The following is a 14,606-nucleotide window of genomic DNA, read 5'->3' on the forward strand; positions in this document are numbered from 1 at the left end:
ACATATCAAACATGAATAAAAGAAACCTGATGATTGCATTTTTGTTGCTTTTTAATGCAACAGTATTTGCGCAAGATGCAAGCCGAAAACCGATGGCAAAACTGATAAACGATGAATTTAAGTTTGCTGCCGATCAGTACAAAATACTGGCCAGGGGCGTTGAGCCCGGCCTCACCCCACAAAGTTTTAAAGACGGCAAGAACGTAAATTACGATATAAAATGGTGGTGCAGTGGCTTTTACTCGGGCAGTTTGTGGTACATTTACGAGCAAACCAAAGATGAGGCTATAAAAAAAGAGGCCGAAAGTGCCTTAAAGGTAATTGAGCCCAACCAAACCTATACGGGCAACCACGATTTGGGCTTTATGATGTACTGTAGCTTCGGAAACGCCTACCGCATTACCGCCAAGCCTGAATATAAAACCATTATAAATCGTTCAGCAGAATCGCTTTCAACAAGGTACCACGAAAATGTGAAGGCCATCCAATCGTGGAACAAGAGCAAGTTTTGGGATTATCCTGTAATTATTGATAACATGATGAACCTCGAAATGTTAAACTGGGTAAGCGATAACGGTGGCAGTCAGAAATATAAGGATATTTCGGTTGTGCATGCCAATACAACGTTAAGAAACCATTTTCGCCCCGATTTCAGCTCTTTTCACGTAGTGGATTACAACCCAGAAACTGGCGCCGTAAAAAGAAAGGCAACATGGCAAGGTGCTGCAGATTGTTCGGCATGGGCTCGTGGTCAAGCTTGGGCCTTATATGGTTATACGATGATGTATCGTTTTACCCAAGACAAATCGTACTTAAAACAAGCAAAAGGAATTGCACACTTCATTTTAAACCACCCCAACTTGCCAGCAGATAAGGTTCCTTTTTGGGATTTTGATGCACAAGGTGTTCCATTTGCAAAACGCGATGCATCCGCCGCCGCCATTATGGCATCGGCATTATTAGAGCTTGGCCAATACACCACCGGAGCGGAGAAAAACGAGTTTAAAACTTCGGCTGAAACCATGATCTACTCGTTATCCAGCGATGCCTATCATGCTAAACTGGGCGAAAACGGAGGCTTTTTGTTGATGCACAGTACGGGCGCCTATCCTTTAAACAGCGAAATTGATGTGCCATTAATTTATGCCGATTACTATTACTTAGAGGCGTTGGCGAGATATAAAAACTGGTATTTGTAATTTATTATATTGTAAAATGAAAATGATCTTTAAAATAACCTTAATCGTTGCTTTCGGCCTTGGTTTAAACCAAGCAGAAGCGCAACTAAAAAAGAACGTTACCGGACAGCAAGACCGGGCCTTTTGGGTGAAGACCCTAAATCGGATCGCTTATCCGGTTGTACATAATTTAGCCAACGAAACCCTCAAGAAGAATATGCCCTTAGAAAAAGGACCCAAGTATGGGCTAAACTTAACCAAGGTGACTTATTTGGAGGCCTTAGGCAGAACAATGGCTGGCTTGGCCCCGTGGCTGGCGCTCCCAGATGATGATACGGCAGAAGGGAAACTTCGCAAAACCATGCGTTCCGAACTATTAAAAGGACTTGCAAACTCCGTAAACCCAACGAGTCCTGATTATATGAATTACAGAACCGAATCGCAGCCTATTGTTGATGCCGCTTATGTAGCGCATGCTTTTATACGGGCGCCGAAAGCCCTTTGGGAGCCTTTAGATGGGGTTACCAAAAAAAGATTTATAGAAGAGTTTAAGGCACTGCGCAGCCGTACCGGAGCTTACAACAACTGGTTACTGTTTTCGGGCTTAACCGAGGGCTTCTTGTTAAGTATTGATGAAGCTTATGACCCTGCCCGTGTAATGTTCTCCATTAACAAAATGAAAGAATGGTACGTAGGCGACAGCTGGTATAGCGATGGCGCAAAATTTAGTATGGATTATTACAACTCGTACGTAATTCATCCCATGTTGGTTGATCTGTTAAAGGTTTTGGTCGAAAAGAAAAAAGCTTCGCAAGCCGATTACGATTTGGCCGTGCAAAGAATGGTCAGACACAGTGAGTTTTTAGAAAGGATGATATCGCCCGAAGGCACTTACCCAGCTTTCGGTCGCTCGATAACCTACAGGATGGGTGCTTTCCAAGCATTAGCCCAAACCGCTTTGATGGAAAAACTGCCTGAGCACGTTAAGCCAGCGCAGGTTCGTTGTGGCTTAACAGCCGTAATGCATAACATGTTTGATGGAAACCAAAACTTTGATGATAAGGGATGGCTGGTTTTAGGCTTCAACGGTCATCAACCCGAAATTGCCGATTATTATACCTCAACCGGCAGTTTATACTTAACCTCACTGGGCTTTTTAAATTTAGGTATGCCAGCCGACCATAAATTTTGGACGGACGAGCCCGCCCCCTGGACCGGCTTAAAAGCTTGGACGGGTGAACCGGTAAAAAAGGATTATAAGGTAGATTATTAATCCCCTTTGCAGTCATCCGATGGATCATGTGCCCTTCGACTCCGCTCAGGGTGACATTTGTTGCTGCATTTTCCGATTAACATCGCCTTTGCAGTCATCCGATGGATCATGTGCCCTTCGACTCCGCTCAGGGTGACATTTGTTACGGCATTTTCCGATTAACACGCAATAGCTTCGAAGTATTATTGGAGTTAGTACTAATCTCGATAGCAGTCATCCGATGAATAGCTGCTAGTAAATAATATTCATCGGATGACTATCAAAGCACTAAACTATCGGCCATTATTTTCGTTAAATAACGATGGTATAAATATATTTGCCAATAGGAATTGATTTTTCAATCTCAAACTAATTCAAAATATGAACAAATTCGAAAGCCGTTACGCTCAAAGCCCCAAAGAAGTTAAACAAATGGATACCTCGGCATTGAGGGAAAATTTTTTAATCGAGAATATTTTTGAGGCCAATCAGGTAAATTTAACGCTATCCTTTTTCGATAGGTATATTGTTGGTGGCGCTATGCCCGTTAATGGAAAATTGGCCTTGCCAAACCCCGACGATTTAAAGGCGGCCTACTTTTTAGAGCGTAGGGAGCTGGGAATTATCAATGTGGGAGGAAAGGCGATTGTAACTGCCGACGGTGAGACTTTTGAGCTCGATTTCAAAGAAGCTTTATACATTGGAAAGGGAACCAAAGAAGTAACGTTTGAATCGGCAGATGCTTCGACGCCAACCAAGCTTTACATCAATTCTGCACCTGCACACCATACTTATCCTACAAAAAAGGTAAGCAAGGCCGATGCTGAAATTGTAGAATTGGGTACGCCCGAAACCGCAAACCATAGAATAATCAACAAACTATTGGTAAACAGTGTGTTGCCAACTTGCCAGTTGCAAATGGGTATGACGGAACTAAAATCGGGCAGCGTTTGGAACACCATGCCGGCACATACGCACGATAGAAGAATGGAAGCCTATTTTTATTTCGAAGTGCCTCAAAACCAAAGCGTATGTCATTTTATGGGGCAACCACAAGAAACCCGCCACATTTGGATGCAAAACGAAGAGGCAGTTATTTCACCGAACTGGTCTATCCACTCGGGTGCAGGAACGAGTAACTATACTTTTATTTGGGGCATGGCTGGAGAGAATTTAGACTATGGCGATATGGATCACTGCGCTATTACCGATTTGAAATAATTAACTGAAAAGTAAACAAATATTCTGCATGGCGGAGCTTGTTTATTGGTGAATTGAAAATCCGTTTTAACAACTACAGTAGTTGCGATGACAGATTATGAGGGTCGTCATTTTGAATCCCGATTTTTTTCTATCGCGAGAGAAATCTCTCCCACTGTGTGCAGGTGTTGGCTAAGCACCGCTGGCTCAAAGTAGATGGTAATGGGCAAGATCTGCCCGGCGCAGGCGGGGATATCTCAACCGATGAAGGATCGTTTATCGATATCACGGGTATCAAAGGGTGTTTGCACTATCACCGCACGCCCTTACCCTCATTAACAAGCAAGCGAGGTTTACACAGTGGGTATTTGTTCATTTTTCTATCTCATCCCATTGTATCGTTAACACCACAGAGCGCTAAAAATCTTTATCAACCTAAAATCAATCAATGAAAACAACATTCTTTAGTATCTTGTTGCTGATTATCGCAAGCGTATCTTTTGCCCAATACCAATACCCGATGATAACCGTTAGCAATCCATCTTCTATAGCAAGAAAGGACGTAATTGTTTCAATTCCATGGGTTGATGTGTTAAAGGCCGATCCGACTATCGACACAGCAAAATTTTTGGTGATGAACAAGTTTACCGAAACCGAAATTCCTCATCAACTGGAATATAAAGGTGAAAAAACTGTTCAAAATCTATTGCTGCAAGTGTCTGTAAAGGCAAAAGAAAGTTTAACATTATTGATCTTCGCCGAGCAAGCAAAGTCCGTTTCACCAAAAACTTTCGCCCGTTATGTTCCCGAGCGTAAAGACGATTTTGCATGGGAGAACGATAAAATTGCATTTAGAATGTATGGCAAAGCGCTGGAGGGTACCTCGGAAGATGCCAAAGGAATTGATGTTTGGGTGAAGCGCACATCGAAACTGGTTGTTAACGATCGCTATAAAAAGAACGATTATCACACCGATCATGGCGATGGACTAGATTATTACAGTGTTGGCTTTACCCTTGGCGCTGGCGGAATGGCCCCATTTATCAACGATACGGTATATTACTCCGGAAATTATCGCAGCTCGAAAGTTTTAGATAACGGCCCACTGCGCTCTACTTTTCAATTAACTTACGATGAATGGAACGCCGCCGGATTTAAGGTTAATGTGGTAAAAACCATTTCGCTTGATGCAGGCTCGCAACTGAACCGAATTGAAAGCCTGTACACCTATACTGGTGGCGGCAAGTTGCCCGTGGCCATTGGCTTGGCAACTCGTGGCGAGCAAGCCATGAAGGTTTTATCGGATACGAGGGGAGTAATGGGGTATTGGGAGCCCGTTCATGGTAAGGATGGAATTACTGGAGTTGGTGCGGTAACCGAAAAAGCAGTGAAGAAAACCATTATGCAGCCAAAACAAATGTTAACCCTAACCGAAGTGAAAAACAACGTGCCTTTTGTATATTACGCCGGTGCTGCATGGAATAAGGCAGAAGAGATTACCAGCGAGACTGAATGGTTTAAATACTTGCAAAAATTTAAAGAAGAATTAAAATCGCCATTAAAGGTGAGTATAAAATAACAATCAAAATAGAACGGAATGTCATCAAATATATTCGATTTAACAGGAAAAACAGCCTTAGTAACGGGTTGTAAAAGAGGAATTGGTAAAGCAATGGCTTTAGCCTTGGCCGAGGCAGGTGCCGACATTATTGGGGTTTCGGCAAGTTTAGAGCTTCAAAGCAGTGCCGTAGAAAAAGAAATCTTAGCCTTGGGAAGAAAATTTTATGCCTATCAATGCGATTTCGGTAAAAGAGAAGCAACCTTGGCCTTTGCAGCGCAAGTAAAAGCCGACCATCCGGTGATTGATATTTTGGTAAACAACGCCGGTACCATATTGCGTAAACCAATTGCTGAGCATCCTGACGACATGTGGGACGAGGTTATTGCCGTAAATCAAAGTTCGCCGTTTATTTTAACCAGAGAAATCGGCCGCGATATGATTGCAAGGGGAAGTGGAAAGGTAATTTTTACCGCTTCATTGTTGTCGTTTCAAGGTGGAATTACCGTACCAGGTTATGCCGCGAGTAAAGGTGCAATTGCCTCCTTAACAAAAGCCTTCGCCAACGAATGGGCATCAAAAGGCGTAAATGTGAACGCCATTGCACCGGGCTATATCGCCACCGATAATACATCAGCATTGCGTGAAGATCAGGAAAGAAGCACTTCAATTTTAGCACGGATCCCGGCTGGAAGATGGGGAACCCCAGAAGATTTTAAAGGACCGACCTTGTTTTTGGCATCAAGCGCAAGCGATTATGTTCATGGAACGATCTTAACAGTGGATGGCGGTTGGATGGGACGGTAGTTTTTAGTCTGAAGTCTTTAGTCCTGAGTCTTTAGTCCGGTGTCCGAAAGTCCGAGGTCGGAAGTTTGGGTGTTTAATAAAATCACACGGTTCTTACAGGCGCCTAGACTCCGGACTTTCCGACTTTCTGACTTTTTCAAAGACTTTCCGACTTTTTTTCCTCCGGTTGTCACCCTGAGCGGAGTCGAAGGGTAAGTGAAGGGTCTTCGACTACGCTACTATTGACGTTTTTCGAAACAATCCAAAAATCGTCATTTCGACCGATTGCTCCGTGGAAGCTCCTGTGGAGGAGAAATCTTTGAACGTTCAATAGAGATTTCTCGGCTACGCTCGAAATGACGACCTGTTCTAGGGTCCTCCTCTAAACAACAACGTCATTCATATGGTTTTTTACTAAAAAATTGACCCTCAGACTGACAGATCAAATTGTAACACGCTCAGACTTCGGACTCCGGACTCCGGACTTCCCGACTTGTTCCTCCGGTTGTCACCCTGAGCGGAGTCGAAGGGTAAGTGAAGGGTCTTCGACTAGGCTCAGACTGACAGATTTAATTGTAATGCGCTCAGACTCCGGACTTCGGACTCCCGACTTCCCGACTTGTTCCTCGGGTTGTCACCCTGAGCGGAGTCGAAGGGTAAGTGCTAGGATCTTCGACTAAGTTTATCTTGAGCGAAGACGAAAGGCTCAGACTGACAGATTTAATTGTGATACGCTCAGACTTCGGACTTCCCGACCTCCGACTTTCGGACTTTTTTCAAGAATACAAGTTATAAATCTCCTTAATTCCCTTTAGTATTGCATCGAAGTCGATCTTAAGATCTATCAGTTTACCAGTGCGGATGTCGAATACCCAGCCGTGAACCGTTAAGCCGCGTTCGGTAATTGCTTCTTGCACAGCTGCGGTTTTAAGCAAGTTTACACATTGCTCCTGCACGTTAAGCTCTACCAATCTGTCATAACGTTTTCCTTCATCTTCAATCGCATTGAGTTCGTCTCTATGAATTCGGTAAACATCGCGGATATTTCTCAGCCAGGGATTGAGGATGCCCATATCGGCAGGTTGCATAGCTGCTTTAACGCCGCCACAATTATAGTGACCGCAAACTACAATATGGTTAACCTTTAAATGGCGAACAGAATAATTTAAAACCGTCATTACATTTAAATCCACGTTATTAACCAGGTTGGCAACGTTGCGGTGTACAAAGGCCTGTCCGGGCTGAATGCCCATTAAGTCTTCGGCGGTAACGCGACTATCCGAACAGCCGATATACAAAAATTCCGGGTTTTGGCCTTTTGAAAGTTCAGTAAAATAATTTTCGTCTATCGCCAGTTTGTCCGCGATCCATTTTTCATTGTTCTTAAAAACGTCTTCTACATTCATGTTATTTAATTGAGGTTATTAAGGATTATTATTTCCTTCAATTGAAGGCTTTTCAGTTATAAAGCTAAAGAAAGATTTTCTGATCAACGCCAACTCCTGTTCAGGTAATTCCATATTGCTGTTAAAATATTGATGGCCCCTGAAAACCATTTCCATGTAATTCGCAGTCATGAAAAACGGAGTTACAAAGCCATCGGGCAACTCTCCATCCGTGCCCACGGCGATCAATTTCATTGTTTTGCCCTTTAAATTTCGGCCAACTTCCTTATTTAAAGTTACCCAATCAGTAAGCCTGTCGAAAAAATTTTTCATCCGTCCGCTCATGGAGTACCAATACACAGGCGTTGCAAAAATAAGATGTTTATGGTAAAGGATTTCTTTGGCAAAGCGGTCGAACTGATCTTCTGGCGGATATTGATTATCGTAGTTGTAAGGCAAACAATAATGTTCTGCCAGATTCAACTGATCAAAATCAACTCCTTCTGTTAGCTTGCTGATGAATTTTTGAGTATCACCACTCAAGCGGGCGCTTCCATTTATGATTAAGATGTCGGGCATAAAGTTTTAACAAGTTTCGTGAATTAAAGTTTAGCAATTTGAGAGAACAAGCCCCGCATCGGTCAATTAATTCATTTCCTCACCATTAAAATCCGTCAATTTCTTATCAATAAGCTGTTTCAATGTCCTGTTGAAACTTCTTAAGGATATACCCAGATAAGCCGCCATATCCTCCTTAGCGATCGAGATCTGTGCCTCAGTTTGCAGTTTGAGCAGTTTTAATACACCATATTCAAGCGCATAAAGTTGCTGGAACGACGCCCGCGAACTGGTTTGTATAATCCGGGTGGCCAGCTCTTGCATCAGCATCTGGGTAAAGGCCGGATTTGTGTCGGTTAGCGACATAAAAATACGATTGGGGATGGCGTATACAGTTACCTCGCTTATTGTTTCGACATTACAAAGGCAATCGATTTTTTTTATAGCCTCCAGTTCGCCAGCAATTTCGCCCTTGCCCAAAAACTCAATGATGAAATCTTTGCCATTTTCTTCAGAAATAAAGCACTTCGTAATGCCATCCTTCACAATGTAAACATTGGCGATTTTATCTCCCTGATTGATAAACCGTGTGCCGGGCGAAAAGGATTTAACCAAAATGCCGGAGTCAGGTTGTTCGCTGTGCAGCTTTTCAATAAAAGAAAGGAAGGCAAGGTTCGTTCTTAACATATTTTTAGGCAGGACAAATGTCCTTTTTTGTCAAACTTGGTTGTTTTACTTTTGTAGGGCTAAAATTAATGCATAACGATGAACAATCAAATTACAGTAATTGCCTTTGATGCCGACGATACGCTTTGGGTGAATGAGCCTTATTTCCGCGAAACGGAAGAAAAATTTGCCGTGATGTTGGAAGATTTTATGCCTCACCACAGTATCGTTGCCGAACTGCTGAAAACAGAAATTACCAACCTGCCGCTGTACGGCTATGGCATTAAGGGTTTTATGTTGAGCATGATTGAAACCGTTTTGCGGATTACTGAAGGAAACGTAGATCCGGCTGTTATCGGTAAGGCCATTGCGCTTGGCCAGGAAATGTTAAACAAGCCCATTGAGCTTTTAGATGGTGTTGAAGAGGTGCTAAAGGCCCTGCATGGAAAATACAGATTGGTGGTTGCCACCAAGGGCGACTTGTTGGATCAACAACGAAAGCTGACCAAATCGGGCCTCGATCATTACTTTCACCATATTGAGATCATGAGCGACAAACAAGAACGCGATTATCAAAAGCTGATTAAGCACCTGGATTGTAAGCCTGATGAGTTTTTAATGATCGGGAATTCTTTAAAATCGGATGTTTTGCCTGTTTTGGCCATTGGCGGTCATGCGGTGCACGTTCCGTATCATACTACATGGGTGCACGAGCATATCGATCATACGATTGAGCACCCCAATTTTCATCAGGGGCAATGCCTGTCCGATATTCTTAAACTAGTTGAATGAAAGAAAAAATAGACATAAACACATGGATCAGAAAAGATCACTTTAATTTTTTTAATGCCTTCGAAGAGCCTTTTTTCGGCGTTACCGTCGATGTAGATTGCACATCAACCTACCGGGAGGCGAAGCAAAATGGAGCGTCGTTCTTTTTGCTTTATTTGCATAAGTCGTTAGTTGCAGCAAATGCGATTGAGCCCTTTCGCTATCGGATTATCGACGATGAGGTTTGGAAGTATAAAACCGTTCACGCTTCGGCAACAATTAATCGCCCGAACGGAACCTTTGGCTTTGGCTACATCGATTTCGATGAGCATTTTAACGATTTCTGCCTGGGGGCCAATAAAGAAATAGAAAAAGTTCGGGCCACAACCGGATTGATCGGCTCATCATCGGGCGAAAATGTGATTCACTTCTCCGCATTGCCATGGTTGAACTTCAAATCAATGTCGCACGCCCGAAGCTTTTCTCATCAGGATAGCTGCCCGAAAATTTCTTTTGGCAAAGTGAGGGACGAAAACGGAAAGAAAATCATGACCGTTTCAATTCATGTGCACCATGCTTTGATGGATGGCTTCCATGTTTCAGCTTTTGTAGATCAGTTTCAAGAGTTGCTGAACAAAAATCAGGAGTTAATTTTAGGTTAATGAGGGCTTAATGTTGGGCGTTTAACTTCGGTTAATGTTTCCGCTTCTAACCATTATTGGCCTTTATTTATTTGCGCTTATTGCCATGTTTTGCATGGATGGCGTGTACAAAGCAGCGATGTTTTTGGTTTTACTGTTGATCTTTACATTTATCGTGTTCCTTTTTATTGAGTATTCCATGCAATCGGCCATGTTTGTGCTCTGTTTTATGGCATTGTTCGCTTTTAAGCGGAAAGATTAATTTTCATTTGCTTTAGAAAAACTATTTGCTATTTTTGCGCATGATTTGATCATTCATCGATCATGATTTATTAGCCATTAGGTAATTAGTTATCGAAAATTACTTTTTGAGTTGGTCATTGAAGTTTGATTATTGATCATTTAAAAAATGGGGGATTAGCTCATTTGGCTAGAGCGCTTGCCTGGCAGGCAAGAGGTGACCGGTTCGAATCCGGTATTCTCCACATCAATTTAAAGCCGATTTATTAAGTTAAATCGGCTTTTTTTATTCCCATTCAAAAGATATCTGTATATTCAAGTCGCCTGCGTTCGCCGATAAAGAATTGTTTACGTATCTGAACTTTCATAAGATAAAAAAAGCGAAGGCAAACGCATAGCGTTAGCGAGTTACAAGAGAATACCTGCTTGAATAATTTTTTATGGTAGAGAGCGGAACACAGGATTTTTATTTGTTTATTGATGAAAGCGGCGATCATGGCTTAAGAAATATAGATCCCGGCTTTCCCGTCTTTGTTTTGTGTGGGACACTATTTTCTACAGAGGACTATAGTGATGCTCGAAATTCAATGAATAGCATCAAGGAAGAGTTTTGGGGCGATAAAGAGGTTATATTCCATTCCGTTGATATCAGAAAATGGAGAGATGCTTTTCAAATACTAATCAACCCGAAAATACGAGAAAGTTTCCTTAACAAGCTGAGCAAATTAATGATTGGATCTAAGTATACAGTTTTCGCCTCTGGCGTCAGGAAGGAAGAGTTTATTGGGAAATATGGAAAGTTGCATACCGATATCTATGAGGTGTGCTTATCCTTTATAATTGAAAGACTCGTTTTTTTTATTGATGACATACCGGTTGCTCGAAAGCGGGTCACAATTATAATAGAGGAAAGAGGAAGAAAGGAAGATGCTAAACTGAAATCGAATTTTAATCGTTTGATACAGGTAGGAACAAGGTACGTTAGTCCGGAAAGATTGAGGTATATTGGCCTGTCACTTCATTTTAGAAAAAAGAAACAAAATATTAATGGACTTCAGTTTGCTGACCTGGTCGCTTATCCAATAGCAAGGCATATTCTAAATCCTAAAAGTGCAAATCCTGCTTACGATATCGTAAAGAATCACCTATATATGAAAAATGGAAAGGAATACGGCCTCAAGATTAGCCCGTAAAAACAAAAAGCCCATGCTTTAGCATAGGCTTATTTGCCGACCGGCGACACGCCAATCCATACACAAATTTACATATTTTGTAACAAATAAACAAATAACAACAGACAAACAAGAGTAATAAACGGTAAGAATCAACATCGATTTTATCGAATGCGTTCCAAAAGTGATCAATGTCTTTGGTAATAAATGATGCCTTTAACGGATCAGATACAAATTGTGCATAAGAAAAGTTAAAAAGGCCCGCTAAGACGAAAATCGTCACCCAAAAATGTTTCATCATCATTAAATAAGGACCTCAAACCTGAATTGTTTGCAAAAGATTACTAAAATAAAATTCTGAACCATTGTATGTCTTTTTCGTTCTTTTTCCAGATGCTCGATATAAAAACGCTAATTAAATTCCAGCCTGAAGGCCAAAGGCGAAAGATTGGTCTTTTTTTTGAACAAAGTACTAAACGACTGAGCATGTTCAAAACCCAACGCGTAGGCAATTTCGCTGACAGTTAAATTCGTAGTCGACAGTTTTTCCTTTGCCTTTTCAATTAGCTTTTCGTGAATATGCTGCTGGGTATTTTGCCCTGTATGCACCCTTAATAAATCACTCAGGTAGTTTGCAGAAAGGTTCATCTTTTCGGCAAGGTACTGAACAGTCAACAGGCCGTTTTCATGCCCGTGACGATAATAATCATCGATCAGATTTTCGAATTTCGTTAATAACTGATGGCTGTTATTTTTGCGGGTGATGAACTGACGCTCATAAAAACGGTTAGAATAATTGAGGAACAGTTCTATTTGCGAGAGAATAATATCCTGCGTGTGCTTATCGATGTGTACACATTCTTTATTAATCTTATCGAGGATGGTAATCAGGTCTTCTTCCTCCTCTGCCGATAAATGCAGTGCCTCGTTTACCGAATACGAGAAAAAACCATACTGGTGAATGCTATTGGCCAAACTGTTTCGCAATAAAAGATCCGGATGGAAGATTAACAGGTAGCCAGAACCGCATTCCATGTTGCTCAAATCGAGATACTGTACCTGGTTTGGTGCAGTAAAACTCAGTACACCCTTATCGTAATCGTAATGTTGCTGTCCATATCTGATTTTGCCCTTCGCCTCTCGTTTCAAAGCCACGCAATAGAACCGATTGACAAAACCTTTCCATATTTCGTCATCCAGAAAAATAGCCTGCTGCAAATTGATCACGCTCACCAGCGGATGCAAGGGCGCATTGAGCGATAAAAGTTTGTGAAACTGCGAAATCGAGTTGATGGCGTTCATATCATTCCTAATAACAATTAAAAATAGGCTGCATTTATTAAAATGCAGCCGCTAAATTAATCAAGCAGGCCCATGCTAAATTCGTCGTAAGGCTTGCCTGTATTCGTACCAATCGGCACAATGCTTTCTAACCGGGCCAAATCTTCCGTAGTTAGTGTGATGGCTGCTGCGGCCATATTTTGCTCCAGATACTTTCTTTTTTTCGTACCCGGTATTGGAACAATTCCTTTGTTGATAATCCAGGCAATAGCCAGTTGCGGTGCCGTCACCCCTTTTTCATTCGCCATGGTTTTAATGGCTTCTACCAACGCTATATTTTTGTCGAAGTGCGCTTCCTGAAAGCGGGGTATCGCCCTGCGGAAATCATTCTCCGGAAGATCGGCCAGGCTTTTGATCTCGCCAGACAAAAAACCGCGGCCGAGTGGCGAGTAGGCCACAAAGCCAATGCCCAGTTCCTGCAATGTTTTGACCACGCCACGCTCCTCAGCCGAACGTTCGAACAATGAGTATTCGCTCTGCACCGCCGTTATCGGATGTACGGCGTGCGCCCGTCGTACGGTTTCAGACGACACTTCTGAGAGGCCAATGTAGCCAATCTTTCCTTCTTTTACTAATTCGCTCATAGCGCCCGCGGTTTCTTCAATGGGCGTGTTTTTATCCAAACGATGCATATAATACAAATCGATGTAATCGGTATTGAGGTTTTTTAACGAACGTTCGACCGCTTTTTTAACATATTCTTTTTTGCCATTAATTGCCCAGGTTACTTTATCATCATCATTAATTTCCCAGCCAAATTTAGTGGCGATAACGTATTTTTTGCGGTCAGCACCCATCGCTTTGGCAATAAGCTGTTCATTTTTCAGCGGTCCGTACAAATCTGCAGTGTCTAAAAAGTTGCCTCCCAGTTCAAGCGAACGATGTATGGTGGCAATCGCTTCCGTTTCATCCGCCGGCCCGTACATGTGTCCCTCTTCAAAGCCTGTCATTCCCATACATCCCAATCCAATCTGCGGTACAATTAATCCTGCGTTGCCTAGTGCTATTTTCTTTATATCCATTTCGTTATTTTTTTGTTGATCAAAATTATGCCGGATCTTGCTCATTTATGTTTGCAAATCCCCGAATTGTGTATGCGAAATAAGGAAGCTTCCACAGATTGGTTATAACCACTTGCTGTAAAGTGGATGTTCCCCTTTATTTGAACCCGACAATTAGCCTTAACGAAACAGTTATTTGCCAATCAGATCAGGGTTGACCGCTTCTCCGAATTTTTTCTTTATACTTGTGTTGGCCGATAATGCAAACCGGAAGGCGGATGTTCCTTAAAAAGTGCGAGTGAATAGAATCGGAAAGGATTTGAGACTAAAATCGATAATAATTATGACCAAAATTTTCACAGCTGGCGTTTTGCTTTTCGTAATAACTTGCTTTGCGGGATGTAAAAAGGACGACAAAATAACCGATAACTTCAAGTGCAAGGTTAACGGTAAGGTTTGGAGGCCAGGAAATACCGATTTTAAATACGGCCACGCGGCCGAAGCACATTTGATTGATGATGGAAAGACGTTTTTTGTTACGGCCTATCAGGAAGGTAGCCGGCAATCGATAACCATTTCTATATTTCTCGGTACCAATGTTGAGCCGGGGACTTATTATTTCAAAAACTCGACTCATTCTGCCGTTTTGGTCGATCCATCTAACGATTTAAAGTTCGTTACTCAACAAGGCTACGATGGCAGTATAGAAATTGTCTCTCTGGATAAGGGAAGCAAAACAGTTACCGGCAGGTTTTCTTTTAAAGCACTCGATACCGAAACGAATAATGTGGCTGAAGTAACTGACGGGCAATTTAACCTGCAATATTACCCCTATTAAGATTTAGTAACCTTTAAAT

15 protein-coding genes and 1 tRNA gene are annotated in these 14,606 nt (G+C 42.1%); 11 read left to right on the forward strand and 5 right to left on the reverse strand.

The features are described 5' to 3' along the window. The first annotated feature begins 11 nt into the window (after positions 1 to 11). From IZT61_RS18280 to IZT61_RS18300, 5 genes are all read left to right on the forward strand, one after another. Positions 12 to 1,199, forward strand: coding sequence for a glycoside hydrolase family 88 protein (locus IZT61_RS18280; protein WP_196098463.1), 1,188 nt, complete (start codon positions 12 to 14; stop codon positions 1,197 to 1,199). Positions 1,200 to 1,215: 16 nt separating this feature from the next. Further along, positions 1,216 to 2,451 carry a DUF2264 domain-containing protein gene (locus IZT61_RS18285; protein ID WP_196098464.1) on the forward strand — a complete coding sequence of 412 codons (1,236 nt, stop codon included), beginning with the start codon at positions 1,216 to 1,218 and terminating at the stop codon, positions 2,449 to 2,451. Positions 2,452 to 2,811: 360 nt separating this feature from the next. After that, positions 2,812 to 3,651, forward strand: a complete 840-nt coding sequence (gene kduI, locus IZT61_RS18290; protein WP_196098465.1) for a 5-dehydro-4-deoxy-D-glucuronate isomerase — start codon at positions 2,812 to 2,814, stop codon at positions 3,649 to 3,651. A gap of 427 nt (positions 3,652 to 4,078) precedes the next feature. After that, positions 4,079 to 5,209 carry a DUF4861 family protein gene (locus IZT61_RS18295; RefSeq protein ID WP_196098466.1) on the forward strand — a complete coding sequence of 377 codons (1,131 nt, stop codon included), beginning with the start codon at positions 4,079 to 4,081 and terminating at the stop codon, positions 5,207 to 5,209. A gap of 18 nt (positions 5,210 to 5,227) precedes the next feature. Further along, the gene (locus IZT61_RS18300; RefSeq protein ID WP_196098467.1) at positions 5,228 to 5,995 is read left to right on the forward strand and encodes an SDR family NAD(P)-dependent oxidoreductase; all 768 of its coding nucleotides are present in this window, start codon (positions 5,228 to 5,230) and stop codon (positions 5,993 to 5,995) included. Positions 5,996 to 6,750: 755 nt separating this feature from the next. Here IZT61_RS18300 and IZT61_RS18305 read toward each other — a convergent pair. The 3 genes from IZT61_RS18305 to IZT61_RS18315 all read right to left on the reverse strand — a co-directional run bounded on the left by IZT61_RS18305 (position 6,751) and on the right by IZT61_RS18315 (position 8,604). Then, positions 6,751 to 7,380, reverse strand: a complete 630-nt coding sequence (locus IZT61_RS18305) for a carbonic anhydrase (RefSeq protein WP_196098468.1) — start codon at positions 7,378 to 7,380, stop codon at positions 6,751 to 6,753. Positions 7,381 to 7,398: 18 nt separating this feature from the next. After that, complete coding sequence (locus IZT61_RS18310) at positions 7,399 to 7,938, reverse strand: flavodoxin family protein (RefSeq protein WP_196098469.1); 540 nt, start codon at positions 7,936 to 7,938, stop codon at positions 7,399 to 7,401. A gap of 66 nt (positions 7,939 to 8,004) precedes the next feature. Beyond that, the gene (locus IZT61_RS18315; RefSeq protein WP_196098470.1) at positions 8,005 to 8,604 is read right to left on the reverse strand and encodes a Crp/Fnr family transcriptional regulator; all 600 of its coding nucleotides are present in this window, start codon (positions 8,602 to 8,604) and stop codon (positions 8,005 to 8,007) included. A gap of 78 nt (positions 8,605 to 8,682) precedes the next feature. Between IZT61_RS18315 and IZT61_RS18320 the strand changes: the two genes are divergently transcribed. The 5 genes from IZT61_RS18320 to IZT61_RS18340 all read left to right on the forward strand — a co-directional run bounded on the left by IZT61_RS18320 (position 8,683) and on the right by IZT61_RS18340 (position 11,428). Next, complete coding sequence (locus IZT61_RS18320) at positions 8,683 to 9,375, forward strand: HAD family hydrolase (protein WP_196098471.1); 693 nt, start codon at positions 8,683 to 8,685, stop codon at positions 9,373 to 9,375. After that, complete coding sequence (locus IZT61_RS18325; protein ID WP_196098472.1) at positions 9,372 to 10,016, forward strand: chloramphenicol acetyltransferase; 645 nt, start codon at positions 9,372 to 9,374, stop codon at positions 10,014 to 10,016. Before IZT61_RS18320 ends, IZT61_RS18325 begins: the two co-directional genes overlap by 4 nt. Positions 10,017 to 10,050: 34 nt before the next feature. Next, positions 10,051 to 10,257 carry a hypothetical protein gene (locus tag IZT61_RS18330; RefSeq protein WP_196098473.1) on the forward strand — a complete coding sequence of 69 codons (207 nt, stop codon included), beginning with the start codon at positions 10,051 to 10,053 and terminating at the stop codon, positions 10,255 to 10,257. A 149-nt stretch (positions 10,258 to 10,406) separates the two neighbouring features. Next, positions 10,407 to 10,480: transfer RNA gene (locus IZT61_RS18335), tRNA-Ala, on the forward strand. A 195-nt stretch (positions 10,481 to 10,675) separates the two neighbouring features. Next, positions 10,676 to 11,428, forward strand: coding sequence for a DUF3800 domain-containing protein (locus IZT61_RS18340; protein WP_196098474.1), 753 nt, complete (start codon positions 10,676 to 10,678; stop codon positions 11,426 to 11,428). 390 nt (positions 11,429 to 11,818) lie between these two features. Here the strand turns inward: IZT61_RS18340 and IZT61_RS18345 are convergent, their stop codons facing one another. Both IZT61_RS18345 and IZT61_RS18350 read right to left on the reverse strand, forming a co-directional pair. Then, positions 11,819 to 12,709: a helix-turn-helix domain-containing protein gene (locus tag IZT61_RS18345; protein WP_196098475.1), complete on the reverse strand. Its 891-nt coding sequence runs from the start codon at positions 12,707 to 12,709 to the stop codon at positions 11,819 to 11,821. A 56-nt stretch (positions 12,710 to 12,765) separates the two neighbouring features. Then, complete coding sequence (locus IZT61_RS18350) at positions 12,766 to 13,770, reverse strand: aldo/keto reductase (RefSeq protein WP_196098476.1); 1,005 nt, start codon at positions 13,768 to 13,770, stop codon at positions 12,766 to 12,768. Between the two features lie 322 nt (positions 13,771 to 14,092). On the opposite strand from IZT61_RS18350, the gene IZT61_RS18355 reads away from it, so the two are divergent. Continuing rightward, a complete protein-coding gene (locus IZT61_RS18355) occupies positions 14,093 to 14,587 on the forward strand; it encodes a DUF6252 family protein (RefSeq protein WP_196098477.1) in 495 nt (164 codons plus the stop codon). Positions 14,588 to 14,606 lie beyond the last annotated feature (19 nt).

The organism is Pedobacter endophyticus, assembly GCF_015679185.1.
GTDB lineage: Bacteria > Bacteroidota > Bacteroidia > Sphingobacteriales > Sphingobacteriaceae > Pedobacter > Pedobacter endophyticus.

Bases quoted from the DNA above. Each gene is read 5' to 3' on its own strand.
- IZT61_RS18280 (WP_196098463.1), top strand. From the start codon at position 12: ATGAATAAAAGAAACCTGATGATTGCATTTTTGTTGCTTTTTAATGCA.
- IZT61_RS18285 (WP_196098464.1), top strand. From the start codon at position 1,216: ATGAAAATGATCTTTAAAATAACCTTAATCGTTGCTTTCGGCCTTGGT.
- kduI (WP_196098465.1), top strand. From the start codon at position 2,812: ATGAACAAATTCGAAAGCCGTTACGCTCAAAGCCCCAAAGAAGTTAAA.
- IZT61_RS18295 (WP_196098466.1), top strand. From the start codon at position 4,079: ATGAAAACAACATTCTTTAGTATCTTGTTGCTGATTATCGCAAGCGTA.
- IZT61_RS18300 (WP_196098467.1), top strand. From the start codon at position 5,228: ATGTCATCAAATATATTCGATTTAACAGGAAAAACAGCCTTAGTAACG.
- IZT61_RS18305 (WP_196098468.1), bottom strand. From the start codon at position 7,380: ATGAATGTAGAAGACGTTTTTAAGAACAATGAAAAATGGATCGCGGAC.
- IZT61_RS18310 (WP_196098469.1), bottom strand. From the start codon at position 7,938: ATGCCCGACATCTTAATCATAAATGGAAGCGCCCGCTTGAGTGGTGAT.
- IZT61_RS18315 (WP_196098470.1), bottom strand. From the start codon at position 8,604: ATGTTAAGAACGAACCTTGCCTTCCTTTCTTTTATTGAAAAGCTGCAC.
- IZT61_RS18320 (WP_196098471.1), top strand. From the start codon at position 8,683: ATGAACAATCAAATTACAGTAATTGCCTTTGATGCCGACGATACGCTT.
- IZT61_RS18325 (WP_196098472.1), top strand. From the start codon at position 9,372: ATGAAAGAAAAAATAGACATAAACACATGGATCAGAAAAGATCACTTT.
- IZT61_RS18330 (WP_196098473.1), top strand. From the start codon at position 10,051: ATGTTTCCGCTTCTAACCATTATTGGCCTTTATTTATTTGCGCTTATT.
- IZT61_RS18340 (WP_196098474.1), top strand. From the start codon at position 10,676: ATGGTAGAGAGCGGAACACAGGATTTTTATTTGTTTATTGATGAAAGC.
- IZT61_RS18345 (WP_196098475.1), bottom strand. From the start codon at position 12,709: ATGAACGCCATCAACTCGATTTCGCAGTTTCACAAACTTTTATCGCTC.
- IZT61_RS18350 (WP_196098476.1), bottom strand. From the start codon at position 13,770: ATGGATATAAAGAAAATAGCACTAGGCAACGCAGGATTAATTGTACCG.
- IZT61_RS18355 (WP_196098477.1), top strand. From the start codon at position 14,093: ATGACCAAAATTTTCACAGCTGGCGTTTTGCTTTTCGTAATAACTTGC.